At 66.8% G+C, this 24505-nt stretch carries 25 protein-coding genes; 21 read left to right on the top strand and 4 right to left on the bottom strand.

The genetic code is table 11. The features are described from left to right. Positions 1 to 39: 39 nt before the first annotated feature. The 11 genes from ACVWWW_RS14825 (at position 40) to hslU (ending at position 11284) form a co-directional block, all read left to right on the top strand. Positions 40 to 1008, top strand: a complete 969-nt coding sequence (locus tag ACVWWW_RS14825; RefSeq protein ID WP_027081729.1) for a helix-turn-helix transcriptional regulator — start codon at positions 40 to 42, stop codon at positions 1006 to 1008. A 176-nt stretch (positions 1009 to 1184) separates the two neighbouring features. Continuing rightward, positions 1185 to 1490, top strand: coding sequence for a hypothetical protein (locus ACVWWW_RS14820; protein ID WP_027081730.1), 306 nt, complete (start codon positions 1185 to 1187; stop codon positions 1488 to 1490). Between the two features lie 67 nt (positions 1491 to 1557). Beyond that, entirely contained in the window at positions 1558 to 3660 is a 2103-nt protein-coding gene (locus ACVWWW_RS14815) for a prolyl oligopeptidase family serine peptidase (RefSeq protein ID WP_027081731.1), read from the top strand. A 77-nt stretch (positions 3661 to 3737) separates the two neighbouring features. Next, complete coding sequence (locus ACVWWW_RS14810) at positions 3738 to 5906, top strand: S9 family peptidase (RefSeq protein ID WP_027081732.1); 2169 nt, start codon at positions 3738 to 3740, stop codon at positions 5904 to 5906. 96 nt (positions 5907 to 6002) lie between these two features. After that, positions 6003 to 6497 carry a hypothetical protein gene (locus ACVWWW_RS14805; RefSeq protein WP_051234626.1) on the top strand — a complete coding sequence of 165 codons (495 nt, stop codon included), beginning with the start codon at positions 6003 to 6005 and terminating at the stop codon, positions 6495 to 6497. A gap of 37 nt (positions 6498 to 6534) precedes the next feature. Further along, complete coding sequence (lptM, locus tag ACVWWW_RS14800; protein ID WP_036140973.1) at positions 6535 to 6777, top strand: LPS translocon maturation chaperone LptM; 243 nt, start codon at positions 6535 to 6537, stop codon at positions 6775 to 6777. Between the two features lie 4 nt (positions 6778 to 6781). Beyond that, entirely contained in the window at positions 6782 to 7618 is an 837-nt protein-coding gene (gene dapF / locus ACVWWW_RS14795) for a diaminopimelate epimerase (RefSeq protein ID WP_027081733.1), read from the top strand. Further along, positions 7615 to 8289: a DUF484 family protein gene (locus tag ACVWWW_RS14790; RefSeq protein ID WP_027081734.1), complete on the top strand. Its 675-nt coding sequence runs from the start codon at positions 7615 to 7617 to the stop codon at positions 8287 to 8289. The genes dapF and ACVWWW_RS14790 overlap by 4 nt, the downstream gene beginning before the upstream one ends. Then, positions 8279 to 9214, top strand: a complete 936-nt coding sequence (gene xerC / locus ACVWWW_RS14785; protein ID WP_051234630.1) for a tyrosine recombinase XerC — start codon at positions 8279 to 8281, stop codon at positions 9212 to 9214. The genes ACVWWW_RS14790 and xerC overlap by 11 nt, the downstream gene beginning before the upstream one ends. Before the next feature lie 83 nt (positions 9215 to 9297). Further along, complete coding sequence (gene hslV, locus ACVWWW_RS14780; protein ID WP_027081736.1) at positions 9298 to 9849, top strand: ATP-dependent protease subunit HslV; 552 nt, start codon at positions 9298 to 9300, stop codon at positions 9847 to 9849. Between the two features lie 76 nt (positions 9850 to 9925). After that, complete coding sequence (gene hslU / locus ACVWWW_RS14775; protein ID WP_027081737.1) at positions 9926 to 11284, top strand: ATP-dependent protease ATPase subunit HslU; 1359 nt, start codon at positions 9926 to 9928, stop codon at positions 11282 to 11284. A 7-nt stretch (positions 11285 to 11291) separates the two neighbouring features. On the opposite strand, the gene ACVWWW_RS14770 is transcribed toward hslU, so the two are convergent. Further along, positions 11292 to 11780 (bottom strand): DUF6328 family protein, encoded by a 489-nt coding sequence (locus ACVWWW_RS14770; protein WP_051234633.1) that lies wholly within the window; start codon positions 11778 to 11780, stop codon positions 11292 to 11294. Positions 11781 to 12222: 442 nt separating this feature from the next. Here ACVWWW_RS14770 and ACVWWW_RS14765 point away from each other — a divergent pair, with 442 nt between their 5' ends. Together ACVWWW_RS14765 and ubiE are read left to right on the top strand one after the other, a co-directional pair. Then, positions 12223 to 12657, top strand: a complete 435-nt coding sequence (locus tag ACVWWW_RS14765; RefSeq protein ID WP_081671907.1) for a type II 3-dehydroquinate dehydratase — start codon at positions 12223 to 12225, stop codon at positions 12655 to 12657. A 30-nt stretch (positions 12658 to 12687) separates the two neighbouring features. Continuing rightward, positions 12688 to 13446, top strand: coding sequence for a bifunctional demethylmenaquinone methyltransferase/2-methoxy-6-polyprenyl-1,4-benzoquinol methylase UbiE (ubiE, locus tag ACVWWW_RS14760; protein WP_027081739.1), 759 nt, complete (start codon positions 12688 to 12690; stop codon positions 13444 to 13446). A 104-nt stretch (positions 13447 to 13550) separates the two neighbouring features. Here the strand turns inward: ubiE and ACVWWW_RS14755 are convergent, their stop codons facing one another. Beyond that, entirely contained in the window at positions 13551 to 15740 is a 2190-nt protein-coding gene (locus ACVWWW_RS14755; protein WP_027081740.1) for a carbohydrate binding family 9 domain-containing protein, read from the bottom strand. A 217-nt stretch (positions 15741 to 15957) separates the two neighbouring features. Here ACVWWW_RS14755 and ACVWWW_RS14750 point away from each other — a divergent pair, with 217 nt between their 5' ends. The 5 genes from ACVWWW_RS14750 (at position 15958) to ACVWWW_RS14730 (ending at position 20086) form a co-directional block, all read left to right on the top strand. Continuing rightward, positions 15958 to 17916 carry a M1 family metallopeptidase gene (locus tag ACVWWW_RS14750; RefSeq protein ID WP_027081741.1) on the top strand — a complete coding sequence of 653 codons (1959 nt, stop codon included), beginning with the start codon at positions 15958 to 15960 and terminating at the stop codon, positions 17914 to 17916. 117 nt (positions 17917 to 18033) lie between these two features. Then, on the top strand, positions 18034 to 18396 hold the full coding sequence (locus tag ACVWWW_RS14745; protein WP_036140975.1) for a YfeK family protein: 363 nt from the start codon (positions 18034 to 18036) through the stop codon (positions 18394 to 18396). Positions 18397 to 18461: 65 nt separating this feature from the next. Continuing rightward, a complete protein-coding gene (locus ACVWWW_RS14740) occupies positions 18462 to 19163 on the top strand; it encodes a hypothetical protein (protein WP_155914081.1) in 702 nt (233 codons plus the stop codon). A gap of 171 nt (positions 19164 to 19334) precedes the next feature. Further along, positions 19335 to 19922 carry a TlpA disulfide reductase family protein gene (locus tag ACVWWW_RS14735; protein WP_027081744.1) on the top strand — a complete coding sequence of 196 codons (588 nt, stop codon included), beginning with the start codon at positions 19335 to 19337 and terminating at the stop codon, positions 19920 to 19922. Further along, positions 19919 to 20086: a hypothetical protein gene (locus ACVWWW_RS14730; RefSeq protein WP_155914082.1), complete on the top strand. Its 168-nt coding sequence runs from the start codon at positions 19919 to 19921 to the stop codon at positions 20084 to 20086. Before ACVWWW_RS14735 ends, ACVWWW_RS14730 begins: the two co-directional genes overlap by 4 nt. Positions 20087 to 20217: 131 nt before the next feature. Here ACVWWW_RS14730 and ACVWWW_RS14725 read toward each other — a convergent pair whose 3' ends face one another. Together ACVWWW_RS14725 and ACVWWW_RS14720 are read right to left on the bottom strand one after the other, a co-directional pair. Then, positions 20218 to 20571: a hypothetical protein gene (locus ACVWWW_RS14725; RefSeq protein ID WP_027081745.1), complete on the bottom strand. Its 354-nt coding sequence runs from the start codon at positions 20569 to 20571 to the stop codon at positions 20218 to 20220. A gap of 14 nt (positions 20572 to 20585) precedes the next feature. Next, the gene (locus tag ACVWWW_RS14720) at positions 20586 to 21518 is read right to left on the bottom strand and encodes a carbohydrate kinase family protein (RefSeq protein ID WP_027081746.1); all 933 of its coding nucleotides are present in this window, start codon (positions 21516 to 21518) and stop codon (positions 20586 to 20588) included. A gap of 264 nt (positions 21519 to 21782) precedes the next feature. Between ACVWWW_RS14720 and ACVWWW_RS14715 the strand changes: the two genes are divergently transcribed. The 3 genes from ACVWWW_RS14715 (at position 21783) to mreD (ending at position 24492) form a co-directional block, all read left to right on the top strand. Next, positions 21783 to 22829, top strand: coding sequence for a rod shape-determining protein (locus ACVWWW_RS14715; protein ID WP_027081747.1), 1047 nt, complete (start codon positions 21783 to 21785; stop codon positions 22827 to 22829). Positions 22830 to 22948: 119 nt separating this feature from the next. Beyond that, the gene (gene mreC, locus ACVWWW_RS14710; RefSeq protein WP_456998726.1) at positions 22949 to 24010 is read left to right on the top strand and encodes a rod shape-determining protein MreC; all 1062 of its coding nucleotides are present in this window, start codon (positions 22949 to 22951) and stop codon (positions 24008 to 24010) included. Beyond that, complete coding sequence (mreD, locus tag ACVWWW_RS14705) at positions 24010 to 24492, top strand: rod shape-determining protein MreD (RefSeq protein ID WP_027081748.1); 483 nt, start codon at positions 24010 to 24012, stop codon at positions 24490 to 24492. The genes mreC and mreD overlap by 1 nt, the downstream gene beginning before the upstream one ends. The last annotated feature ends 13 nt before the right edge of the window (positions 24493 to 24505 follow it).

Below are 24505 nucleotides of genomic sequence, written 5' to 3'. Positions count from 1 at the left end.
GCTTGGCATCGGCCCCGGCCCCCACGACCTCGAGCCCGAATGGAACGCATCGAACGCATCCACGCCCTGCACCGCATCCTGAGCGCCTCGCGCTATCCGGTCACGGTGCAGCGCCTGCAGGAAGAGCTGCAGTGCTCGCGCGCGACGGTCTACCGTGACCTCGCCTACCTGCGCGACTACCTGATGGCGCCCGTCGTCGGCAACGGCGAGGCGGGTTTCCGCTACGACCACAGCGACGGCACGCGCTTCGAGCTGCCGGGGCTGTGGCTGTCGTCGGAAGAGCTCTACTCGCTGCTCGCCGCCCAGCAGTTGCTCGTGCGCTCGGGCGGCGGCGTGCTGTCGAACGCGCTGGCGCCGCTGCAGCAGCGCATCGAGAAGCTGCTCGGCGAGCATGCCGGCGGACGCCGCGTGCCGGTCGAGCGCATTCGCGTCATTCCGCATCGCCGCCGTCGCCTCGACGAAGCCAGCTTCCGCAACGTCGCCACCGCGGTGCTCGACCGCCGCCAGCTGGTGTTCGACTACCGCGCGCGTTCCACCGACGAGAAGACCCGCCGCACCGTGTCGCCGCAGCGCCTCACGCACTACCGCGAGAACTGGTACCTCGACGCCTGGGACCACGAGCGCGAAGCGCTGCGCAGTTTCGCCGTCGACCGCATCCAGAGCGCGCGCGTCTCCGACGACGCGGCGCGCGACGTGCCGGACGAGGAACTCGACCGCCAGCTGTCGTCCAGCTACGGCATCTTCAGCGGCGCGCCGAAGGGCTGGGCCACGATCGTGTTCTCGCCCAAGGCCGCGCGCTGGGTCGCCGACGAGCACTGGCATTCGCAGCAGCAGGGCCGCTTCCTGCCCGACGGCCGCTTCGAACTGAAGGTGCCCTACAGCACCGAGCGCGAGCTGCTGATGGACGTCATGCACTACGGCGCGGACGCCGAGATCATCGAGCCGGCCGCGCTGCGCCAGCAGGCGATCACGCATCTCGAGCTGTCGCTGGGCAAGTACGGGCGCTGACGACGACGCCTCATCCCGTGCGCAATACAACACACACGATCGCCACGCAGGTTCGCCCGCGTGGCGATCTGCTTTTCGGGGTTCGCGATCGCGCCGTCCGTCGACCCAATCCGGGCATCGCAGCCCATGAGACCCGCGGCGTCGATGGTGCAGACCCGTCCACTGCCGCTGCCGCCATGACGACCGAAGCCCGCACCCCGATGTCCGTCCTCGACGAAGTCCTGTGCACCGCGCTCGCCATCGGCGCCGTGCTGGTGACGCTGCTGCCCGCCGCGCGCGGCATGTCCGCGTTCGGCTGGCTGCCGATGTGGCTGGTCGGCATGCCGGCGGTCGCGTGGTGGGGCCTGCACGGCTTTGCGTTGCCGCGCCGCGCGATGGAACCGGAAGCGGTGGCCATCGCCGTCGCATCGCGTCGCACGCAGCCGCAGGCGCGACGTCGGGCGCGTCCGGCACGTCGCGTGGAGACGCGCCGCGCGGCGTGATCCCTGCCGCGCAGCGGCGTCCTGCGGCTGTGCTAGCGTCCGGGCTTTCCCGAAAACCCGCGACGCGATGACACGACGTACGACTGGCATTGTCCTCACTGCCGTACTGGCCACCGCGAGCGCCGCGAGCGCGCAGGAGGCCGCCGTGCAAACCCCCGACCCCTATCTCTGGCTCGAAGACGTCACCGGCGATCGCCCGCTCGCCTGGGTGCGCGAGCACAACGCCAAGACCGAAGCCGAACTCGCGACCACGCCCGAGTTCAAGCAGCTCGAAGGCGAGATCCGCGCGATCCTCGATTCCGAAGCGAAGATCCCCGCGGTCGAAAAACTCGGCGCCTACTACTACAACTTCTGGAAGGACGCGCAGCACGAGCGCGGCATCTGGCGTCGCACGACACTCGACGAATACCGCAAGCCGAACCCGCAGTGGGAAACGGTGCTCGACGTCGACGCGCTCAACAAGGCCGAGAACGCGAAGTGGGTCTTCCACGGCGCGAACTGCCTGAAACCCGACTACCGCCACTGCCTGCTTGCGCTGTCGAACGGCGGCTCGGACGCGGACGTCACGCGCGAGTTCGACCTCACCACGAAGTCCTTCGTCACCGACGGTTTCTATCGCCCCGAAGCCAAGGGCGGCATGGACTGGATCGACATCGACCACGCCTATGTCTACAGCGATTTCGGCGCCGGCACGATGACGCCGTCGGGCTATCCGCGCATCGTCAAGGAATGGACGCGCGGCACGCCGCTGGCGTCGGCCAAGGTCGTGTACGAAGGCACGGATGCCGACATGTACATCGCGGCGATGCACGACAGCACGCCCGGTTTCGAACGCGACTTCGTCAGCCGCACGATTGCCTTCTACAACGACGAGCTGTACCTGCGTCGCAAGGACGGCAGCCTGGTCAAGGTCGACGCGCCGAATTCCGCGCAGAAGTCCGTGCATCGCGAATGGCTGGTGCTCGAACTGCGTGATCCGTACGAGGCCGGCGGAAAGACTTACAAATCTGGCAGCCTGATCGCGACCAAGTTCGACGACTTCATGGCCGGCAAGCGCGACTTCGACGTGCTGTTCGAGCCCGACGAGCACAGCTCGCTCGCGAGCGCGACATGGACGCGCCACCACGTCGTCCTCAACGTGCTGGAGGACGTCAAGAACCGCCTGAGCGTGTTGACGCCGGGTGCGAACGGTTGGACGCGCAGTGCATTCGTCGGCGCGCCCACGTTCGGCACACTCGAGGTCACCGCCGTCGATCCCGACGACAGCGATGCAGTCTGGCTGACGGCGACGGACTACCTCACGCCGACCACGCTGTCGCGCGCCACGCTCGGCGAGAAGCCCGAAGTGCTGAAGACGATGCCGACGTTCTTCGACGCATCGAAGGACGTCATCGAACAGCATTTCGCGACGAGCAAGGACGGCACCAAGGTCCCGTACTTCATCGTGCATCCCAAGGGCATGACGCTCGACGGCACCGCGCCGACGCTGCTCTACGGCTACGGCGGCTTCGAGGTATCGCTGACGCCCGCGTATTCCGGCGGCGTCGGCAAGGGCTGGCTGGAGAAGGGCGGCGTGTACGTCGTCGCCAACATCCGCGGCGGCGGCGAGTACGGCCCGCGCTGGCACCAGGCCGCGCTGAAGGCGAATCGTCACAAGGCGTACGAGGATTTCGCGGCGGTCGCGCAGGATCTGATCGCGCGTAAGGTCACGTCGCCCAAGCACCTCGGCATCCAGGGCGGGAGCAACGGCGGCCTGCTGATGGGCAACATGCTCACGCAGTACCCGGAGCTGTTCGGTGCGGTCGTCGTGCAGGTGCCGCTGCTCGACATGAAGCGCTACAGCCACATGCTGGCGGGTGCGTCGTGGATGGCCGAGTACGGTGACCCGGACACGTCGGACTGGGACTTCATCCAGCACTTCTCGCCGTACCACCTGTTCGACCCGGCGAAGACGTATCCGCCGACCATCTTCATGACCTCCACGCGCGACGATCGCGTGCATCCGGGCCATGCGCGCAAGATGGCCGCGAAGATGCTCGATGCCGGCAAGAACGTGCGCTACTACGAGAACATCGAAGGCGGCCACGGCGGCTCGGCGAACAACGCGCAGGCCGCGCACATGAGCGCGCTGGCCTTCACGTTCCTCTGGACCACGCTCGGCACCCGGTGAGCGTCGCCACGTAATCGACCGATTCCAGGGCCGCCTCCGGGCGGCCTTGGCTTTTTCTTTCCACGAGGACACGCACAATGCGCGCCTTCCTGACGTTCCTGGCCTTCGCGCTCATGACCACGACCACCCACGCCGCCGACCTGCCCGCACCGCCCGACGTCGCCAAGAAGCCGCATACCGTGAAAGCGCCATTCGGTGCCGAGCGCAACGACGAGTACTACTGGCTGCGCGACGACAAGCGCAAGAACCCGGAGATGCTCGCCTACCTCAAGGCCGAGAACGCCTACGTCGACGCCTACATGCATCGGCTCAAGCCGGTCGAGGATCGGCTGTACGGCGAGATCGTTGGCCGCATCAAGCAGGACGACAGCTCGGTGCCCTATCGCGATAAGGGCTGGTGGTACTACTCGCGTTTCGAGACCGGCAAGGATTACCCGGTGCATGCGCGTCGTCGCGATGCACAGGGCATCAGCGCCGCATCGATCCAGCAGGCGAACGACGCCGGCGACTTCGCCAACGAACAGGTGCTGCTCGACGTCAACGCACTCGCGCACGGCCACGAGTACTACAGCGTCGGCGATTACGCGGTCAGCCAGGACGGCCGCATGCTCGCCTACGCCGACGACAGCGTCGGCCGCCGCCAGTACGTCATCCGCTTCAAGAACCTCGACACCGGCGAGGTGTACCCCGACGAGGTCCGCAACGCGTCGACCGACATCGTCTGGGCCGACGACAACCGCACCGTCTTCTACATCGAGAACGATCCGGAAACGCTGCTGACCAAGCGCGTCAAGAAGCACGTGCTCGGTGCGCCTGTCGCGCAGGACCCGGTGGTCTACGAGGAAGAGGACGACAGCTTCTACATGGGCATCGATCGCACGCGCGACGATCGGTTCATCTGCATATCGGTGAGCAGCACGGTGTCCGACGAGATGCGTTTCGCGCCGGCCGATGATCCGCGCGAGTTCGCGGTGTTCGCACCGCGCGAGCGCGACGTCGAATACACGGCCGACCATTACGCCGGTCGCTGGGTGATCCGCACCAACGAGGGCGGCGCTAAGAACTTCAAGCTGATGACCGCGCCGACCGAAGCGCGTTCGCGCAAGGAGTGGAAGCAGTGGATCGCCACCAGCGACGACGTCTTCATCGAAGAGTTCGAGATGTTCCGCGACTTCACGGTCATCGCCGAGCGTTCGGACGGGCTTGAGCGCCTGCGCGTGCTCAAGGCCGATGGTTCGCAGGACTACGTCAAGGCCGACGAGCCGGCGTACAGCATGGGCCTCGCGACCAACGCCGAGCCCGAGACCGACTGGCTGCGCTACACCTACACGTCGCTGACGACGCCGGCGACGACCTATGAGGTGAACACGCGCAACGGCGAGCGCAACCTGCTCAAGCAGCAGGCCGTGATCGGTTACGACTCGTCGAAGTACACGACCGAACGCCTGTGGGCCACCGCGCGCGACGGCACGAAGATTCCGGTGTCCATCGTCTATCGCAAGGGCTTCAGGAAGGATGGCACCGCTGCGCTGCTGCAGTACGGCTACGGCAGCTACGGCATGTCGATGGATCCCGGCTTCAACATGCCGGTGGTGAGCCTGCTCGACCGCGGCATGGTCTATGCGATCGCGCACATCCGCGGCGGCGAGGAGATGGGTCGTCGCTGGTATGACGCGGGCAAGCTGTTCAACAAGAAGAACACCTTCACCGACTTCATCGACGTCACCGACGCACTGGTGAAGGACGGTTACGCCGCGAAGGATCGCGTGGCCGCGTACGGCGGCAGCGCCGGTGGCCTGCTGATGGGCGCGATCTCGAACCTGGCGCCCGACAGGTACCGCCTGATCCTGTCGCAGGTGCCGTTCGTGGACGTGGTGACGACGATGCTCGATCCGACCATTCCGCTCACCACCAACGAATACGACGAGTGGGGCAACCCGGAGAAGAAGGACTTCTACGACTACATGGTCACGTACTCGCCGTACGACAACCTGACCAAGCAGTCGTATCCCGCGATGTTCGTCGGCACCGGTCTGTGGGATTCGCAGGTGCAGTACTGGGAGCCGGCGAAATACGTCGCGCGCCTGCGCGATCTCAACACCTCGCACGATCCGGTGCTGTTCCGTACCAACATGGACGCCGGCCACGGCGGCAAGTCCGGACGCTTCCGCCGCTATCGCGAGTTCGCCGAGATGTACGCGTTCGCGCTCGATCGACTTGGCGTGGCGGAACCGGCGACGAAGTAACGCGATAACGCACTGCGGCGGCCGACGCACGGTCGCCGCAGTGCGCGATGCGATGGCAGGGTGTCGGCACCGTCGCCACCGCCTGCGGAGTGCCCGATGTCCACGTCGTCCATGCGTCCAGTCGTCATCGGCGGACTGATCGCCGGCCTGCTCGACCTGCTGTTCGCGCTCTCGTTCGCCGGCGCCAACGGCGTCGGGCCGGTGCGCGTTTTCCAGACCATCGCGAGCGGCTGGCTCGGCAACGCGGCCTACGACGGCGGCATGACGACCGCCGCGATCGGCCTGGTCTCGCACTTCGCGCTCGCGCTGATCTGGGCGTTCGTGTTCCTCGCTGCCGCGCGTCGCCTGCCGGCGCTGGTCGCGCATCCCGTGGTCGCCGGCATCGTGTTCGGCGCGGTCGTGTTTTTCGTCATGCGGCTCGTGGTGCTGCCGCTGTCGGCCTACCCGCGACCGGTCACCTTCAAGCCGCTGTCGACGGCGCTGGACCTCGCCTCGCACACGCTGCTGTTCGGCCTGCCGATCGCGTTCGCCGTGCGCCGCGCGCTTCGAGGCCGCGGCGACGCCGCGATGGCCATGCCCGCGTCGGCCTGAGCACGGGCGCATCGCGGCCTCGCGCTACACTCGCGGCATGAAGCCTCGAATCCTCGTCGTCGCCCTCCTGTCCCTCGGTCTCGCCGCCTGCGGCAACAAGGGCCCGCTCGTGTTGCCGACCGCGCCGCCGCCGGAACAGGCGCCGCCCGTGGAGTCGCCGCCGGCCACGCCGCCGACCCCGGAAACGCTCAACGACACGCAGCACGCGACGCCGCCGCAGGGCAATGGCACCGACGCGGGCGACGCGCCGCCGCCGCCGAGCCCGACGCCGCAGCGATAAGGCCATGCGGTTTTCCAAGATGCACGGCGCGGGCAACGACTTCGTCGTGCTCGACCTGCGCGACGGCCGCGCTGCGCCGTCGCCGGAGCTGTGCCGCGCCATCGCCGACCGCCACACCGGCATCGGCTGCGACCAGATCCTGACCATCGAACCTGCGGATACGTCGGGCGTCGTCGCGCGCTACGGCATCTTCAACGCCGACGGCAGCCGGGCGGGCCAGTGCGGTAATGGCGCGCGCTGCGTCGCGGCGTGGCTGCGTCATGATGCGTCGGCACGTGGTGAGCCGCTTGCGGATCGTTTCGACGTCACCAGCCCCGCTGGCCGGCATGCCGTCGAGTTCGTCGATGGCGATCACGTGCGCCTGGACATGGGGCGCCCGCGCTTCGATCCGGCCGATGTTCCGCTTGCGGGTTTCGAGGCCGCGGACGAATACGGCGTCGATATCGATGGTCATGCCATCCGTTTTTCCGCGGTGTCGATGGGCAATCCGCACGCGGTGATCCGCGTCGACGATGTCGACGACGCACCAGTCGAAACACTCGGCCCCGCCTTGCAGGCCAACGCCGCATTTCCCGATTCGGTCAACGTCGGTTTTGCGCAGGTCGTCGATCGCACACATCTGCGCCTGCGCGTGTTCGAGCGCGGCGTCGGTGAAACCCTCGCCTGCGGCAGCGGCGCCTGTGCGGCAGCTGTCATCGCGATGCGTCGCGGCTGGGTGGACCGCACGGTCGACGTGGCGCTGCCCGGCGGCACCCTGCGCATCGAGTGGCCGGACGACGCGGCATCCGTCGCGATGACCGGTCCGGCCGCATTCGTTTTCGAAGGAGATTGGCTCGAATGACTGACACCACCGAAAAACTCGGCGCGCATGAAGTCGCGACGTGGCTGCGGCGGCATCCCGAGTTCCTGCGGCAGTTCCCCGACCTCGCCGCGTCGCTGGTGGTGCCGCGCGAATCGGGCCCGGCCGCGTCGCTGGCGAGCTACCAGCTCGAAGTGCTGCGCGAGAAGAACCGCGAACTCACGCGCCGACTGCAGGAACTGTTCGCGAACGCGCAGGAAAACGAACGCCTGTCGGTGCGCATCCACCAGCTCACGCTGGGCCTGATGCGGCAGACCAACGCGGCCGACACGCTGCGCGCGATGGCCGCGTCGCTCGCCGAGGATTTCAATGGCGATCTCGTGCGCATCGTGCTGCTCAAGCCCATCGAAGGCGTCGAAGCCGGCGACTGGCTGGACGTGATCGGCCCCGGCGACATGCGCTTCAAGCCGTTCGCGGATTTCCTGGCCGGCGACGAACCGCTCTGCGGCCGCCTGCAACCCGCTAAGCAGGACGTGCTGTACGGCGATCGCGTCGACGATGCGCAGTCCACCGCGCTGTTCTCGGCGCAGGGCTTCGCGATGATCGCGGTCGCCAGTCGCGATCCCAACCGCTTCTATCCCGGCATGGGCACGCTGTTCCTGCGCATGATGGGCGAGTCGCTCGGCGCGGCGCTGTCGAGGTATGTCGACTGACCTGCCCACCGCGGACGTCGCGACGTCGGCGTCCGTCGATGCGTTCCTCGCGCATCTCGCGGGCGAGCGCCAGGTCTCCGCGCACACGCTCGACGCGTACCGCCGCGACCTGAGCTCACTCGCCGCGTGGTCGGCGACGCACGCAGTGGCCATCGAACAGCTCGACGGCGAACACCTGCGCGCATTCATCGCCGACGAGCATCGTCGAGGCTGCGCCCCGAAGACCCTGCAGCGTCGACTGTCCGCATGTCGCAGCTATTTCGGCTGGATGCTGCGGCATGGCCGCATCGCCGCGAATCCTGTCGCCGGCCTGCGCGCACCGAAGGCAGCGCGCAAGTTGCCGCGCGTGCTCGACCCCGACGAAGCGAAGATGCTGGTCGAAACGCCGATCGACGCACCGCTCGGCCTGCGCGATCGCGCGTTGCTCGAGCTGTTCTATTCCTCGGGCCTGCGCGTATCAGAACTCTGCGGCCTGCGCTGGGCGCAGATCGACCTCGACGACAGCCTCGTCACCGTGCACGGCAAAGGCAAGCGCGAACGCACGGTGCCGATCGGTTCGCACGCCCGCGCCGCGCTCGGCGATTGGCGCGCGTCGAACGGCGCGAAGTCCGACGACGCCGTGTTTCCCGGCCGCGCGGGCGCACCGATCACCACGCGTGCGGTGCAGTTGCGCGTACGCCAGCTCGCCGAACGTCAGGGCCTGTTCAAGCAGGTGCACCCGCACATGCTGCGGCACTCGTTCGCCAGCCACATCCTCGAATCATCCGGCGACCTGCGCGGTGTGCAGGAGCTGCTCGGCCACGCGGACCTGTCGACCACGCAGATCTACACGCACCTGGACTACCAGCACCTGGCCAAGGTCTACGATGCCGCGCACCCGCGCGCGCGCCGGCGCAAGGCGGACGTGCCCGACGACGGCGCTTGAACACCGCAGGGGCGACCCTCATCTCCGGTGAACGCCGGCGCCGCCGGTAACCGACCGCGCATGCGGTCCGCTCCGGAGCCCGCATGGACCCCAGTCAGAATCCCAACGTCTTCCACGCGACGACCATCCTGTCGGTACGTCGCAATGGCCATGTCGCCGTCGGCGGCGACGGCCAGGTCACCCTCGGCAACACCGTGATGAAAGCGAACGCGCGCAAGGTGCGCCGGCTCGGTCGCGATGGTCAGGTGCTCGCCGGTTTCGCCGGTGCCGCCGCCGATGCGTTCACCTTGTTCGAACTCTTCGAATCCAAGCTCGAAAAGCACGGCCAGCTCACGCGCGCGGCCGTCGAAATGGCCAAAGACTGGCGCACCGAACGCCGCCTCGGAAAGCTCGAAGCGCTGCTGTGCGTCGCCGACAAGGAAACCTCGCTGATCGTGTCCGGCACTGGCGATGTGATCGAGCCGGAAGACGGCATCGTCGCGATCGGTTCCGGCGGGCCGTATGCGCTGTCCGCCGCGCGTGCACTGCAGGCGCATACGACGCTCGAAGCCCGCGAGATCGTCACCGAGGCGTTGAACATCGCCGGCGACGTCTGCATCTACACCAACCGCAACATCGTCGTCGAAGAGATCTGAGCGCACCGCGCCGATCGTCGACCGCCACCTCATTGCGAACCCCATGCCCGTGAAGCCCGACACCACCAGTGCCACCATGACCCCGCGCGAGATCGTGCAGGAACTCGACCGCCACATCGTCGGCCAGCACGACGCCAAGCGCGCGGTCGCGATCGCGCTGCGCAACCGCTGGCGGCGCATGCAGCTCGAACCGGAGCTGCGCAACGAGGTGATGCCCAAGAACATCCTGATGATCGGGCCGACCGGCGTCGGCAAGACCGAGATCGCGCGGCGCCTCGCCACACTCGCGAACGCGCCGTTCGTCAAAGTGGAGGCGACGCGTTTCACCGAAGTCGGCTACGTCGGCAAGGACGTCGAGCAGATCGTGCGCGACCTCGCCGACACGTCGGTGAAGATGTATCGCGAACAGGCGAAGACGCGCGTGCGCACGCAGGCTGAGGAACGCGCGGAAGACCGCATCCTCGATGCGCTGCTGCCGCGTCGCGAGAAGGGTCCGGTGTTCGGCTTCGAGGACACGCAGGCGCACGACGACGACGCCGAAGAACAGAAGAAGTACGAGGCCACGCGCGCCAAGCTGCGCAAGCAGTTGCGCACCGGCTCATTGGACGAACGCGAAATCGAGATCGAGACGGCGGTGAACGTCGGCGTCGACATCATGGCGCCGCCGGGCATGGAGGAAATGGGCCAGCAGCTGCGGCAGATGTTCTCGCAGGTCGCGGGTGCGAAGACGCATCGCCGCAGCATGAGCATCTCGTCCGCGCGCACGCAGCTGATCGAGGAAGAGGCAGCGCGCCTGGTCGACGAGGACGACGTGCGCGACGCCGCGATCGAAGCCTGCGAGCAGCACGGCATCGTCTTCATCGACGAGATCGACAAGATCGCCAAGCGCGGCGAAAGCGGTGCGACCGGCGGTGACGTCTCGCGCGAAGGCGTGCAGCGCGACCTGCTGCCACTGGTGGAAGGTTCGACGGTGAGCACGAAGTACGGCTCGGTGAAGACCGACCACATCCTGTTCATTGCGTCCGGCGCGTTCCACCTCGCGAAGCCGAGCGATCTCATCCCCGAGTTGCAAGGCCGTTTCCCGATCCGCGTCGAGCTGTCGTCGCTGAGCAAGGACGACTTCGTCAAGATCCTCACCGAACCGCGCGCGTCGCTCACTTACCAGTACGTTGAACTGATGCGCACCGAAGGCGTGGATCTGGTGTTCGCGCCGGACGCGGTCGACCGCCTCGCTGAACTCGCCGCACTGGTGAACGAGCGCCAGGAAAACATCGGCGCGCGTCGCCTGCACACCGTTCTCGAGCGCCTGCTCGACACGCTGAGCTATGAAGCACCGGATCGTGGCGGCGATGCAATCACCATCGACCGCGCGTACGTCGATGCGCATCTCGGCGAGCTGGTGAAGGACCCGGACCTGTCGCGCTACATCCTCTGACGCGCGGTCACTTCGATACGGAGGGATCCAGCTTCAGCAGTCGGCTCACCAGAGGCAGCACGATCCACAGCGCGACGAACACGCAGAGCAGCGCGATGGCGATGGCGGTGCCGGTATGCGGCCCATCGATCAGGCGGCCGACGAGGTAGGCGTCGAGCACCAGCGCGAGCATGAGCAGCGGCATGCCGGCCATGAGCAGGCGCGTCGACAGGCGCAGGAAGTGCGCGCTGATACGGTCGGGCGCGGTGAGGCGGTGGTACGCGGCCGGCGTCATGATGAGCGCGATCGCGACCACCACCAGGCCGATCGAGCCCAGGTGCAGCATCTTCTCGCCGTGGCTGAGCGCGGTGTCGAAGCGCTCGCTGAAGACCGCGACGAGCTGGAAACCGAACAGCGCCTGCACGCCGGGCAGGACCATGCGGCATTCCTCGATCAGATCGTCCGCGGCCTTGCTGAGCGATAGCGCCTCGACGCCATTGACGTGGTGTACCGACATCGAAATCCTCCGTCCCCCGACGATGCAAAGGCGGGTGTAGCGACGGTGTCATCGAAGCGTCATCGGGCACGTCGGGCGGATGAGGCCGGCTGGCCCGTTACGCGTGATCCCGTGCGGGCTCCTCTCCGTTTGCGGACGACAGGATGGTCGAAGACCTGCGGACAACGACGACATCCGGTTGTGCGCTCTAGCCAACACGCATCGTCGGGTATGTCATTCGCGAACCGAAACACGACGCCGACGACCACACGCACGTAACGAACGCGCACGTCGGGACTGAACTCTTCATGCCGTCGCTGTCGAAATCATGAATACCGCGCTGAATCACCGCGATTCCCGCGTCGCTTCGATGTCGTGTGCACATCGCGATGCCTAGGGTCGGCCATGCAGGTGGTGCATTGACGCAACCGCATGCCGACCCAGACAACGAGCGAGAGACAAGATGGCAATCGTGATGATTCAGGGGCCCGACAAGGCGGAGGGCCGACTACCCATCGAGGCCGTGGAGGCTGGCCTCACCGAACGAGCGCAGTGCGCGGGGCAGGCGCTGCTGCAGTACCGCTGCGATACCGAAGAGCAGCTCGTCGAGCGCCTGTCGCGCATCGACCGCGGGCAGGCCGACATCATCCTGCTCGACCCGGGCTTCGCCGCCGCGAACGGGCCGTTGCATCAGACCCTGGGTCACCTCGACGTGCCCTACATCGAGGTCCACACGGACAGCTTCGACCGGCCCGACCCGGTGATTCCCGCCGGCGCCGGCCCGCGGGTGGCGGTCGTGAACGGCTACGAGGCGCAGAGCTACACGCTGGCCATGTCGATCGCGCTGGAGACGCTGGGCTGCGCCGAATGCGAGAACGACTTCGCGGTCGGCACCTGAGGGCGACGGCCGGGGTGCGATAATCGCCGCATGAGCGAAGACCCGCGCCCCGGCACCACCCATTTCGGTTATCGCGACGTTCCCGTCGGCGAGAAGCAGAAGCTCGTCGGCGAGGTGTTCTCGTCGGTCGCGTCGAAGTACGACGTGATGAACGACCTGATGTCGCTGGGCATCCATCGCCTGTGGAAGCGCTACTTCGTCGCGACGGCGCAGGCCAAGCGTGGCGATCGCGTGCTCGATCTCGCGGGTGGTACCGGCGACATCGCGGTGCTGCTGAAGGATCGCGTGGGCGAGACCGGCGAAGTGGTGGTCGGCGACATCAACGGCGACATGCTGCGCGTGGGTCGTGATCGACTGACCGATCGCGGCCTGGTGCGTGGTCTCGACTGGGTGCAGTGCAATGCGCAGGCGCTGCCGTTCCCGGATGGTAGCTTCGACCTCGTCACCATCGCGTTCGGCCTGCGCAACGTCACCGACAAGGAAGCCGGCCTGCGCGAGATGCATCGCGTGCTGCGTCCCGGTGGACAGGCGCGGGTGCTCGAGTTCTCGCAGGTCACCGCGGAGTGGTTCCGTCCGATCTACGACTTCCACTCGTTCAACGTGCTGCCCAAGCTCGGCGCGATGATCGCCGGCGACGAAGGCAGCTATCGCTATCTCGCCGAGAGCATCCGCAAGCATCCGGCGCAGCGCGAGCTGCAGTCGATGATGGATGGCGCGGGTTTCGTGCGCACCAACTACCGCAACATGTCGGCCGGGATCGTCGCGATCCATACGGGTTACAAGGCCTGACCGTCGCGCGTAGTTGCTGCGCCGACGCGTAGTCGAAACACCGACCTGTTAAACGAAAGAGCCGCCTCGATGGGCGGCTCTTTCGCTATGCGCATCGATCGACGTTACGGCTGCCAGCCGTAACTCAGCTTGACGAACACGCCGCGCGTGCTCGCGAACATGTCGCGATTCTCGTCGTCCATGAATCCGCCGATGGTGCCGCCGCCGTAGATGGCGGTGCGCGGATTGACCTTGTACGAATAGATCAGCTGCGCGCCGACATCGCGCGAGCGGCGCTCGACCGGATCGACGTACAGCGTCGGATCCTTGTCGACGTTGCTGCCCTGCACGGCGATGCGCAGGCGCTGGCGCGGATCGAACTGCCAGCCGAAGCGCAGGTCGAACACGGTGGCTTCGAACGCGGTGCCGCCGTCACGACGCAGGCTCTGCTGGAAGACGTCGGTATTGATGCTCAGCCCGCGGCCAAAGGCGAAGTTGCCGTACACGTCGACGTAGCGGCCCTCACCCCGACGGGATGCGGCGAGATCGAGCTGCGGGCCCTGGCGGAATGTCGCGCCGACCTGCAGGCCCGAGCGCGGCGTCATGCTCGCGAACAGGCGCACGTACGACTCGTCGAACATCTGCTCGTTCCAGAAGCGCGTACGCGTCAGGCCGTGGATGCCGAAATTGCTCTGCCACGGACCGTTGACCGACAGCTGCGCCTCGAGTTCGCGCTCCAGCAGCTGGCCGTCGAAACGATGCGTGATGTCGAAGTCCGAATACAGCTGCACCTTCGTGATCTTCGCGTTGTCGAAGTGCCAGTTGTAGGAGCCGCCCAGCAGCGACTTGTCGTAGCCGACCTGGCCGATGAAGCCCAGGTCCGCGCGGAAACCGGGGTCGACCTGCTCGTGCCAGGTATCGAGCGACCAGTTGCGGCTGTCGTACATGTACTCGGCGCGGAACGCGTTGCCCTTCGGCGTGGTGTCGTCGAAGCCGAGCTCGGTCGGGTAGTCCGACGCGCTGCGCAGCAGCTGCGCGATGATCGTGTTCTTGCCCGACTGCCAGCGACCGTCGACGCCCATCACGTCGTTGCGGTAGTCATCGCCTTGTCGCGCGGTGGCGATCACGCCGAGGCTGGTGCTGGCGTTGAGGTCATGACGATAGCGGCCGACGAATACGTTGGTCGGCTCGTCCAGCACTTCGAAGCTCGAGCCGAGCACGCCGGGCACGAGCAACTGCGTGATCGAATCGCGCGCGACGAACGCGCCGAACGCGCCGCTGCCGGTGCGGCCCGTGGTGCGCAGCCCGAAGTCGGGATCGGCGATCTGTCGCGTGTAGAGCACCTGGAACGGCGTGTTGAAGTAGTCCGCGCCCTCCATGAAGAACGGGCGCTTTTCGGGCACGTAAAGCGCGAAGTTGCTGGTGAGATCCAGCTGCGCCTGGTCGGACTCGACCTGCGAGAAGTCCGGATTGATCGTCGCGTTCAAGGTGAGGTTGGGCGACGGCGCCCACGACACGTCGACGCCCGGCTCGATCTGCACGCCGTCGCCATGCCACGGTCCGTCGCGACTGTCGCGTTGCTGCGAATCGGTAACGGTCAGCGTCGGCACAATCTCGAGGCTGCGACCCTGCTGCGCGTCTTCCATGCCGACGACCTTCGCGGTGTGGCAGAGCAGACAGTTGCCGCCGCGCGGCACGACGACGTTGGCGAGCTGGTGGCGGATGTTGCGCGGATAGTTGCGGAACGCGATCACGCCCCAGGTGCGCGGGCCCGGGTTGTCGCGGAAGCGCAGCGTCGAGAACGGAATGCGGATCTCGACGTCGTAACCCTCGGGCGTGATGCGCCCGGCGCTGGTCCACAGCCCGTCCCAGGAGTCGTCCTCGTTGCCCGTGGCTTCCTCGCGGATCAGGTCCATCTGGATGCCGAGCGGGTTGACGAAGAACTCGTAGTTGCGACGGTGGTCGTCGAACGTATCGAGCATCACGCCGACGAAATCGTCGTTGAAGGCGCCGTCGCGATCGGTCAGGTGCGCGCGGATGTCCTTCGGGTTCGGCTCCAGCGCATGGAACGACAGGTACAGCGCGTCGCGTGTGGTCGCCATGCGCATCGTGGTCTTCACCGGCGCCGGCGTGTTGTCCGACGGCGAGATCTCGTAGGGAAGATCGACGGGCACGGCCTGCGACCAGCCCGCGTCGTCGAGCACGCCGTCGATGACGATGCCGCCCTCGACATGCGGAACGCGGGTGGCGTCCTGGGCGAAGACGGGCGCGGCGAGGAACAGCGCGGCGAAGGCGAGGGCGGTGCGAAGCGTCATCGGGGACTCGGGTTAGGCGTCATGCAGCAGATGCTGCACGGTGCACCGGGGTTTAGCTCGCGTCGGCATGACCGATGGCAGGTGCATGCGCATCGGTCGGAGGGGAAAGCGGCGCGCGAGGATGCGTGAATGCGGTCGCGATCACCCGTGCCGGAAGTCGGGCGCCCGGTGACACGACCCGCAGTACACTCGGCCGGTTCTCCGACGGGACCCCACGATGCGACCGATCCCCCTGCTTACTTTCACCGTGCTCGGCGTCGCGCTGACCGGTCTCCTGTTCGCCGCCGGCTGCCGCCGCGACAACGCGAACACCGCGTCCGCCAAGCCGGCGACCACCGCGCCGGCCGCGACCAACACCGAAGCCACGCGACCGGACGAGCATTCCTATGCCGAGCCCGACAAGGTCAAGACCAAGGACCTCGCGCTCGAACTCAACGTCGACTTCGACAAGAAGGAACTGTCGGGCAGCGCGACCTACACGCTGGACTGGCTGGACCCGAAGTGGGGCAAGCTCGTTCTCGACACGCGCGACATCACGATCGAGAAGGTCGTGGGCGAACGCGCCGACGGCAACTGGCGCGACCTGACCTTCGTGCAAGCCCAGGCCGACAAGATCCTCGGCAGCGCGCTCACCATCGCCGCGCCGGAGCGCAACAAGCGCATCCGCATCACGTACCACACGTCGCCGAACGCGTCGGGCCTGCAGTGGCTGACGCCGGAGATGACTGAGGGCAAGAAGCTGCCCTTCATGTTCAGCCAGTCGCAGCAGATCCACGCGCGTTCGTGGGTGCCGCTGCAGGACACGACGATGGTGCGCTTCACCTACACCGCGCACGTGACCTCGCCGAAGGACGTGATGGTGCTGATGAGCGCCAACAACGATCCCAAGGCCGTGCGCGACGGCGACTACTCGTTCGAGATGCCGCAGGCGATTCCGTCGTACCTGCTCGCGATCGCGGCGGGCGACCTGGTGTTCAAGCCGACCGGCCCGCGTTCGGGCGTGTGGGCCGAGCCGTCGATGGCGCCGAAGGCCGCCAACGAGTTCTCCGATACCGAAAAGATGATGGCGACGGCCGAGAAGCTGTACGGCCCGTATCGCTGGGGCCGCTACGACATCCTCGTGCTGCCGCCGTCGTTCCCGTACGGCGGCATGGAGAACCCGCGCCTGACGTTCGCCACGCCGACGGCGATCACCGGCGACAAGTCGCTGGTCTCGCTCATCGCGCACGAGCTGTCGCACAGCTGGTCGGGCAACCTCGTCACGTTCGCGCGTTCGCGCGATGCATGGCTCAACGAAGGTTTCACCACCTACGTCGAGATGCGCATCGTCGAACAGCTCTACGGCAAGGAGCGCGCCGACATGGAGAAGATCGTCGCGCGCAACGAACTGAAGGAAGAGTTCACCAACGCGAACCTCGACCTGCAGCCGCTCGCAGTGAAGGCCGGCGTGCTGAAGGATCCGGACGACAACCTCACCGGCACCGTCTACACCAAGGGTGCGTGGTTCGCCGAATTCCTGGAAACGCGTTTCGGTCGACAGGACTTCGACGCGTTCCTGCGCGGCTACTTCGACCACTTCTCGTTCCAGTCGATCACCACCGAGCAGTTCGCCGATTACGCGAAGGCCAACCTGCTCGACAAGTATCCGGGCAAGGTCACGCAGGCCGAGTTCGACGCATGGCTGCACGAGCCCGGCATCCCGGCCACCGCGCCGCAGGTGACGAGCCCGCGCTTCGATGCGGTCGATGCTATCCGCAAGGCTTACATCGACACCGGCAAGCTGCCGGACGCCGCGTCCATCTCCAAGTGGACGACGTTCGAGTACGTGCACTTCATCGAAGGCCTGCCGCCGGTGATGAAGCCGGAACAGCTCGCCGCACTCGACTCGGTATTCCACTTCACCGGCACGCCGAACGGCGAGATCGCGCAGCGCTGGTATCCGCTCGCGGTGCGCAGCGGTTATACGCAGGCGAACGATGCGATCGCCGAGTTCCTCGGTCGCGTCGGCCGTCGCAAGCTGATCATGCCGACCTACGGCGAGCTGGTGAAAACGCCGCAGGGCCTGCAGCTGGCCGAGCAGATCTACGCGAAGGCGAAGGCCGGCTACCACCCGATCACCTCGGGCAGCGTCGAGCAGGTGATCGCCAATGCGAAGGGCGGCAAGACGGCGCAGTAACCGTCACTGTGTGAGTCACCGGAAGCCGTCGATCGCAAGGTCGGCGGCTTTCGCGTATGCGGGGTTCAGCGACGCCCGCCTAAAGTCGCGATGCCGGCGCCGCCGGGAGGAGACACCATGCGTCGCATCGTCCTGTCGGTCGTGTTGTCCGCCATTGCATCCACCGCGTTCGCCGCGCCGCCGCCGGCTGTGCAGCACGAGATCACGCAGCTGTTCGACGCGCTCGACCATTCCGGTTGCCGCTTCAACCGCAACGGCAGCTGGTACGACGCGCACAAGGCGCGCGCGCATCTGCAGGACAAGTACGACTACCTCGTGCGTCGCGATGCGATCGCCAGCACCGAATCGTTCATCGACCTCGCCGCATCGAAGAGTTCGATGACGGGCCGTGCCTATCTCGTGCAATGCCCGGACTCGCCCGAAGTGCAGAGCGGCACGTGGTTCCGTCGCCTGCTCACGGGCCTGCGCGCCAAGCACTGACGCTGCGTCGGCGCGCGGCTGGTATCGTCGACGCCCACTGTCGAGGAGACCGAACGATGCGTCGCATGCGCGCCCTTCCGTCCGTGCTGGTGCTGATGCTCGCCGCGTGCGGGCAGGCACCCGATCCGAATGCTGCGGCCAACGCCAAGGCGCAGCAGGACGCCGTTGCAGCGGCCGACATGGCCAAGCAGCTCGAAGGCCAGATCGCCGCATCGAACTGGACGCTGGCACACGCGACCTGCGACGTGCTCGAGTTCCGTTATCCGCAGAGCGACGTCGTCAAGAAGTTCGCGACGCAATGCGCGGATGCGAAATCGAAGGCGGACGAACAGAACGAGTCGGCACGCCTTGCCGGCCTGTGGTCGTACCAGACCTCGCCGGTCGGCAAGGGCAAGCAGCTCAACGCCTCGATCTATTCGAAGAACGCGATCGATACCGGCGCCGGCAGCACGCACGTGCGTCTGATCTTCCGCGACCATCCGTCGTGGGGACGCAGCAGTTATCTCGTACTCGATAACGGCGACTTCAATTGCTATTCGGGTTGCGCGCTGAAGATGAAGGTCGACGGCGTCGCGAAGACGATGGCGGGAAGTCGTCCGAATACGAAGGAAGCGATCGCGATGTTCATCAAGGACGAGCGCGCGTTGTGGCGCACCGTCGGCAAGGCGAAGACGCTCGAGATCACCGTTCCGCTGAAGGGTGCGCCCGCGCAGACGGCGGTGTTCGAAGTGGGCGGAATCGATACGTCGAAGATGCCGGGCTGGTGATGTCGATCTGGTGTGGCGTTGCGCGAGTTACGGTCGCTTCGAATCGCATGTGAGCATTCGCGGTTGACGCGCCGTTCGTCGGCCGTGCACTCGTTGCGTCAACCCGCACGTAATTGAGGCGTTGTTCTGGCAGGTCACTGCTCCGGGCAGTGACGTTCGCCAGGAAGCCGCATGCGCAAGGACGCTCTTCTCACCGTGGTACTGCTGGTCGCTTGCGCGCTCGTGGCGACGCTCGCGGTGCAGAACCGCACGCTGCGATCGCAGTTCGTCGCGTTCATTGATGAATCCGCGCGGCCGAACGTCGGCGACTGGATGCCTAACATCGCGGTGCATGACGCCGCCGGTGCTGCGCACACACTCGGCCAGCCGCGCGATGGCCTTCAGGTGCTGTATTTCTTCGAACCCTGGTGTCCGCACTGTCGCGCGACTGCACCGACGCTGCGACAACTCGACGCGATGCTGCAGCGCGAGCATCGCGCGGTCGAGCTGATCGGCATCAGTCGTGCGTCCGCATCCGAACGCGCCACCTACGTGGACGAACAACGTTTCGATTTTCCGATCGTGCCATCCACGCCAAGGATCGGCTCGCTGTTCCGCGTGCACGTCATTCCGCTGCTGGTCGTCGTCGATCGCGACGGCCGCGTGGCGTATGCGCACGCGGGCGAACTCAACACCAGGGACGAGGTGGATCACCTCTTGACGGTCGTACGCCGCACGGACGCGCGCTATGCCGTCGCATCGATAAGGAACGAACGATGAAAGCGAAGATGAAGACCGCGATGGTGATGATGGTGGTGGCCGGTGCGCTGGTCGCGGGCTCGGTGCAGGCGCTGAGCTTCAGCAATCCGGCCAGCGGCTGCCGCGTGCACGCGCATTGCAGGTTCGGTGCGCTTCCGTCCGGCGCGTGCTGTTACGAGCCGTGATGTAAATCGCCGTGCCCGGATCGCTCCGGGCACGGCGTTTTGTTGGTGCCGACACAGCGCCGGACGGCTCTGTGTCTATCAACGAGCCCCGTGTTGTGTTCGCTGATCGCGATCGCGCGTAGTGGTCGCGCTCAGCGTCCCTGCGGCACGTACCCGGTCTGGACCGTGCGTACCGTGGTGCCGTTGAAGGTGAAGCTGCTGCTTTCCTTGCGCTCGCCATCGCTGGCCACGTGGCAGGTCACGGTTTCCTTGCCCGTTGCGCCATAGGTGCGACGCAGATAGGCAGCGAAGTCGTTCTCCAGCGACGAGTCCGAGATGTCGCCGAACGTCGGATCTTCCTTGTCGCCCAGGTCGTACTGGAACAGGTCGGAGTAGTAGCCGACGCCGTTGACGCTGGCCATGCATTCGCCGGTGACTTCGCGTGCGCTCGCGCTCGAGCTGACGCCCACGAGTGCGATAGCGAAAAGTGCGATTGAACGCTTCATCGTGGTGCCCCGGCTCACAGTGCGTACCCGAACTGGCCGCGGAACTCGTCGGCGAATTCGTCGTAGGTGAAGTGCTGGTTCTGCGTGCCGGGATGGCCGACCTTCAGCGCGCCCATCAGCGAGCCCATGCGGCCGCACGTGGGCAGGTCCATGCCGCGCATCAGGCCGAGGATGAGGCCGGCGCGGAACGCATCGCCGCAGCCGGTCGGGTCGACCACCGCACGCTCGCGCGCCGGGGCGATCTCATGGCATTCGGTCTGCGTGTGGATCTGCGAGCCGCGCGGGCCGCGCGTGGTGATGTACGCGCGCACCTTCGACGCGATGGTCGCTTCGCTCCAGCCGGTACGTTCCTGCAGCAGGTTCGACTCGTAGTCGTTGACGACCACGTAGTCGGCCAGCTCGATGAAGCGGCGGAACTCGTCGCCGTTGAACAGCGGCATCGCCTGCCCGGGATCGAAGATGAAGGGGATCCCGCAGTCGTGGAATTCCTGCGCGTTCTGCAGCATGCCCTCGTAACCGTCCGGCGCCACGATGCCGAAGGTAACCCCTTCGACGTCGCGCACGTGGTTGTCGTGCGAGCGGCTCATCGCGCCCGGATGGAAGGCGGTGATCTGGTTGTTGTCGAGGTCGGTCGTGATGAACGCCTGCGGCGTGAACATATCCTCGATCTCGCGGATCTGGTCGAGGCGGATGCCGCACTTCTGGAAATGCGCGCGATACGGCGCGAAGTCCTGGCCGACCGTCGCCATCGGGATGGGGTCGCCCCCGATGAGCTTGAGGTTGTACGCGATGTTGCCGGCGCAGCCGCCGTACTCGCGGCGCATGCGCGGGACCAGGAACGACACATTCAGGATGTGCACCTTGTCCGGCAGGATGTGGTTCTTGAACTGGTCCGGAAACACCATGATGGTGTCGTAGGCCAGCGAGCCGCAGATCAAGGCTGACATCGAATACGTCCCCAGGAGAGTCACCGCGCCCAGCGCGGCGCGGCGCGTAGGGTAGCGGCTGGGACACCGCGGCGGCCAGCCGTAGCCGCGCGTTCTGGCGACTGAATCGGGACCACCGCCGCTGTGTGACCCGGTGCGGCAGAAAACGCCGTGAAGAGCTGGTGATTCCTTGCCCCCGGGGGGTGGCGTTGCTAGGCTGGCGCACCTCTCGCGCCTGCACGGCGCAGCCCCCTCGCGTCACCCTATTTGCGGGCCATTCCCCCGATGTTGAAGAAGTTTCGCGGCATTTTCTCCAACGACCTGTCCATCGACCTGGGCACGGCCAACACCCTCATCTATGTGCGCGGCCAGGGCATCGTCCTGAACGAGCCGTCGGTCGTGGCCGTCCGCCAGGACCGCATGGTCGGCGGCAGCCGATCGGTCGCGGCCGTGGGCGCCGAGGCCAAGCAGATGCTCGGCCGCACGCCGGGCCACATCACGACCATCCGCCCGATGAAGGACGGCGTCATCGCCGATTTCACCTACACGGAGGAGATGCTCAAGTACTTCATCCGCAAGGTGCACAAGTCGCGCTTCCTGCGCCCGAGCCCGCGCGTGCTGGTCTGCGTGCCGGCCGGCAGCACCCAGGTCGAGCGCCGCGCCATCAAGGAGTCGGCCGAAGAGGCCGGCGCGCGCGACGTCTACCTGATCGAGGAACCGATGGCCGCGGCGATTGGCGCCGGCATGCCGGTGACCGAGGCGCGCGGCTCGATGGTGGTCGACATCGGCGGCGGCACGACGGAAGTCGCGGTCATCGCGCTCAACGGCGTGGTCTACGCGCAGTCGGTGCGCATCGGTGGCGACCGCTTCGACGAAGCGATCATCAATTACGTGCGTCGCCACTACGGCACGCTGATCGGTGAAGCCACCGCCGAGCGCATCAAGTTGACCATCGGCTGCGCATACCCGCAGCAGGAAGCACGCACGATGGAAGTCTCCGGCCGCAACCTCGCCGAGGGCGTGCCGAAGATGATCACGATCAGCAGCAACGAAGTGCTCGAAGCATTGCGCGAGCCGCTGGGTGGCATCGTCGCGGCGATCCGCCTCGCGCTGGAACAGACCCCGCCGGAGCTGTGTGCCGACGTCGCCGAGCGCGGCATCGTGCTCACCGGTGGTGGCGCGCTGCTGCGTGACGTCGATCGCCTGATCAGCGAGGAAACCGGCCTGCACGTGCAGGTGGCGGACGATCCGCTGACCTGCGTGGCGCGTGGCGGTGGCCGTGCGCTCGAGCTGGTCGACATGCACGGCAACGAGTTCTTCGCGCCTGACTGACGTGGGTTCGAACGGGACGCGGCGATCGCGATCGATGCCGGCGTCCCGCAGCGCGGATGCGGCGTGTGCCGCGTCCGCTGGGATCGCGAACTCCACCTAACGATCCGGCCCCGCCGCACGTGCCCCCACCGTCCGCTCCCGCCCGACTCGGGGATGCCGCTGGAACGCTGCGCCTGCTCGCGTATCTCGCGGCCGGGCTCACACTGGCGGTGCTCGATCATCGCGGCGGCTGGATGCATCGCATGCGCGAGCAGGTCGGCGTCGTCGCCGAACCGGTGCGTGCAGTGGCGGGCCTTCCGGGTCGCGTCGCCGACAGCACGGTCGACAACGTCGCCACCGTCGCGCAACTCGCGCATCGCAACGACCAGCTCCGTCGCGAGCTGCTGATCTCGCAGGCCCGCGTCGCGCGCCTCAGCACCGTCATCGCCGACAACACGCGCCTGCGTGCATTGCTCGACGCCGCACAGCGCGGCGGACTCGACGTGCAGCTCGCGCCCATCCTCGACGTCGACCTCGATCCCACGCACCAGCGCGTCATCCTCGACGCAGGCTCGCGCGACGCCGTGCGCGAAGGCCAGAGCGTGATCGATGCGTACGGCCTGCTCGGGCAGGTCACGCACGTCGGCGCGATCCATTCCGACGTGCTGCTCATCACCGATCCCGACCATGCGGTGCCGGTCGCGGTCGCGCGCAACGGCGTGCGGCTGGTCGCGTACGGAACTGGTCGCAGCGATCTGTTGTCGCTCGCGAACATTCCGCTGTCGAGCGACATCAAGGTCGGCGACACCATCGTGACGTCGGGCCTCGGCGGACGCTTCCCGCCGGGCTTCCCGGTCGGCCGCATCACCGCGTTGCGTCCCGACGAAAGCCGCGCCTTCCTCGAAGGCGACGTGCGCCCGGCCGCGCAGCTCGACCGCGGCCGCGAAGTGCTGCTGCTGCGTTCGAACACCGTCAGCCTGACGCCGCCTCCGATGCCGCCGCAGGCGACCACGGGCGAACCGGGCTCGACGGTCGGCATCTCCGGCGAGCCGGGCGTCACCGGCGCGGGCGTTCCAACGCGCACCCCCGCAAAGCCGTCGACGACCGCAACACCCGCGACCGGCACGCAGCGCACGCCAGCGACGAACAACGCACCCGCACCGACCACGGCCGCGCCGCCGCCCACGCCGGGAGCCCGCTGATGCGCGCGTATCCCCGCTGGATCCTCTACGTCAGCCTCATCGTCGCGCTTCTGCTCGGCCTGTTCCCGTTGCCGATCGACATCGCACCGCTGCGTCCGTTCTGGATCGCGCTCGTGCTCGCGTACTGGCTGATCGAAGACCCCGATCGCGTCGGGCTCGGCTTCGCCTTCATCGTCGGGCTCATCGCCGATGTCGTGTACGGCGGACTGCTCGGCGAGCAGGCATTGCGACTGGTCATCCTCGCTTTTATCGTGCAGCGCTTCCGCGCGCGGCTGCGGTTCTTCCCGCTGTCGCAGCAGGCGCTCACGCTGGGCGCGTTGCTGCTCAACGACCGCATCGTCAGCGTTGGCCTGCACGCGGCACTCGGTGAGCCGGCACTGCCCAGCGCGTACTGGTTCGCGCCGGTCGTTTCCATGTTCTTGTGGCCGCCGCTGTTCCTGATCCTCGACGCGCTGCGCTTGGGCGCCTGGCGACGTCGATGAGGAAAGTGCGCAT

Source organism: Lysobacter sp. HA18, from assembly GCF_054057595.1.
Note: the sequence above shows the minus strand (reverse complement) of the source record. Positions and strands in the feature narration are given on the sequence as shown.

What these genes read in the sequence shown, in the direction of transcription:
- ACVWWW_RS14825 (WP_027081729.1), top strand. Translation starts at nt 40, where the DNA reads ATGGAACGCATCGAACGCATCCACGCCCTGCACCGCATCCTGAGCGCC.
- ACVWWW_RS14820 (WP_027081730.1), top strand. Translation starts at nt 1,185, where the DNA reads ATGACGACCGAAGCCCGCACCCCGATGTCCGTCCTCGACGAAGTCCTG.
- ACVWWW_RS14815 (WP_027081731.1), top strand. Translation starts at nt 1,558, where the DNA reads ATGACACGACGTACGACTGGCATTGTCCTCACTGCCGTACTGGCCACC.
- ACVWWW_RS14810 (WP_027081732.1), top strand. Translation starts at nt 3,738, where the DNA reads ATGCGCGCCTTCCTGACGTTCCTGGCCTTCGCGCTCATGACCACGACC.
- ACVWWW_RS14805 (WP_051234626.1), top strand. Translation starts at nt 6,003, where the DNA reads ATGTCCACGTCGTCCATGCGTCCAGTCGTCATCGGCGGACTGATCGCC.
- lptM (WP_036140973.1), top strand. Translation starts at nt 6,535, where the DNA reads ATGAAGCCTCGAATCCTCGTCGTCGCCCTCCTGTCCCTCGGTCTCGCC.
- dapF (WP_027081733.1), top strand. Translation starts at nt 6,782, where the DNA reads ATGCGGTTTTCCAAGATGCACGGCGCGGGCAACGACTTCGTCGTGCTC.
- ACVWWW_RS14790 (WP_027081734.1), top strand. Translation starts at nt 7,615, where the DNA reads ATGACTGACACCACCGAAAAACTCGGCGCGCATGAAGTCGCGACGTGG.
- xerC (WP_051234630.1), top strand. Translation starts at nt 8,279, where the DNA reads ATGTCGACTGACCTGCCCACCGCGGACGTCGCGACGTCGGCGTCCGTC.
- hslV (WP_027081736.1), top strand. Translation starts at nt 9,298, where the DNA reads ATGGACCCCAGTCAGAATCCCAACGTCTTCCACGCGACGACCATCCTG.
- hslU (WP_027081737.1), top strand. Translation starts at nt 9,926, where the DNA reads ATGACCCCGCGCGAGATCGTGCAGGAACTCGACCGCCACATCGTCGGC.
- ACVWWW_RS14770 (WP_051234633.1), bottom strand. Translation starts at nt 11,780, where the DNA reads ATGTCGGTACACCACGTCAATGGCGTCGAGGCGCTATCGCTCAGCAAG.
- ACVWWW_RS14765 (WP_081671907.1), top strand. Translation starts at nt 12,223, where the DNA reads ATGGCAATCGTGATGATTCAGGGGCCCGACAAGGCGGAGGGCCGACTA.
- ubiE (WP_027081739.1), top strand. Translation starts at nt 12,688, where the DNA reads ATGAGCGAAGACCCGCGCCCCGGCACCACCCATTTCGGTTATCGCGAC.
- ACVWWW_RS14755 (WP_027081740.1), bottom strand. Translation starts at nt 15,740, where the DNA reads ATGACGCTTCGCACCGCCCTCGCCTTCGCCGCGCTGTTCCTCGCCGCG.
- ACVWWW_RS14750 (WP_027081741.1), top strand. Translation starts at nt 15,958, where the DNA reads ATGCGACCGATCCCCCTGCTTACTTTCACCGTGCTCGGCGTCGCGCTG.
- ACVWWW_RS14745 (WP_036140975.1), top strand. Translation starts at nt 18,034, where the DNA reads ATGCGTCGCATCGTCCTGTCGGTCGTGTTGTCCGCCATTGCATCCACC.
- ACVWWW_RS14740 (WP_155914081.1), top strand. Translation starts at nt 18,462, where the DNA reads ATGCGCGCCCTTCCGTCCGTGCTGGTGCTGATGCTCGCCGCGTGCGGG.
- ACVWWW_RS14735 (WP_027081744.1), top strand. Translation starts at nt 19,335, where the DNA reads ATGCGCAAGGACGCTCTTCTCACCGTGGTACTGCTGGTCGCTTGCGCG.
- ACVWWW_RS14730 (WP_155914082.1), top strand. Translation starts at nt 19,919, where the DNA reads ATGAAAGCGAAGATGAAGACCGCGATGGTGATGATGGTGGTGGCCGGT.
- ACVWWW_RS14725 (WP_027081745.1), bottom strand. Translation starts at nt 20,571, where the DNA reads ATGAAGCGTTCAATCGCACTTTTCGCTATCGCACTCGTGGGCGTCAGC.
- ACVWWW_RS14720 (WP_027081746.1), bottom strand. Translation starts at nt 21,518, where the DNA reads ATGTCAGCCTTGATCTGCGGCTCGCTGGCCTACGACACCATCATGGTG.
- ACVWWW_RS14715 (WP_027081747.1), top strand. Translation starts at nt 21,783, where the DNA reads ATGTTGAAGAAGTTTCGCGGCATTTTCTCCAACGACCTGTCCATCGAC.
- mreD (WP_027081748.1), top strand. Translation starts at nt 24,010, where the DNA reads ATGCGCGCGTATCCCCGCTGGATCCTCTACGTCAGCCTCATCGTCGCG.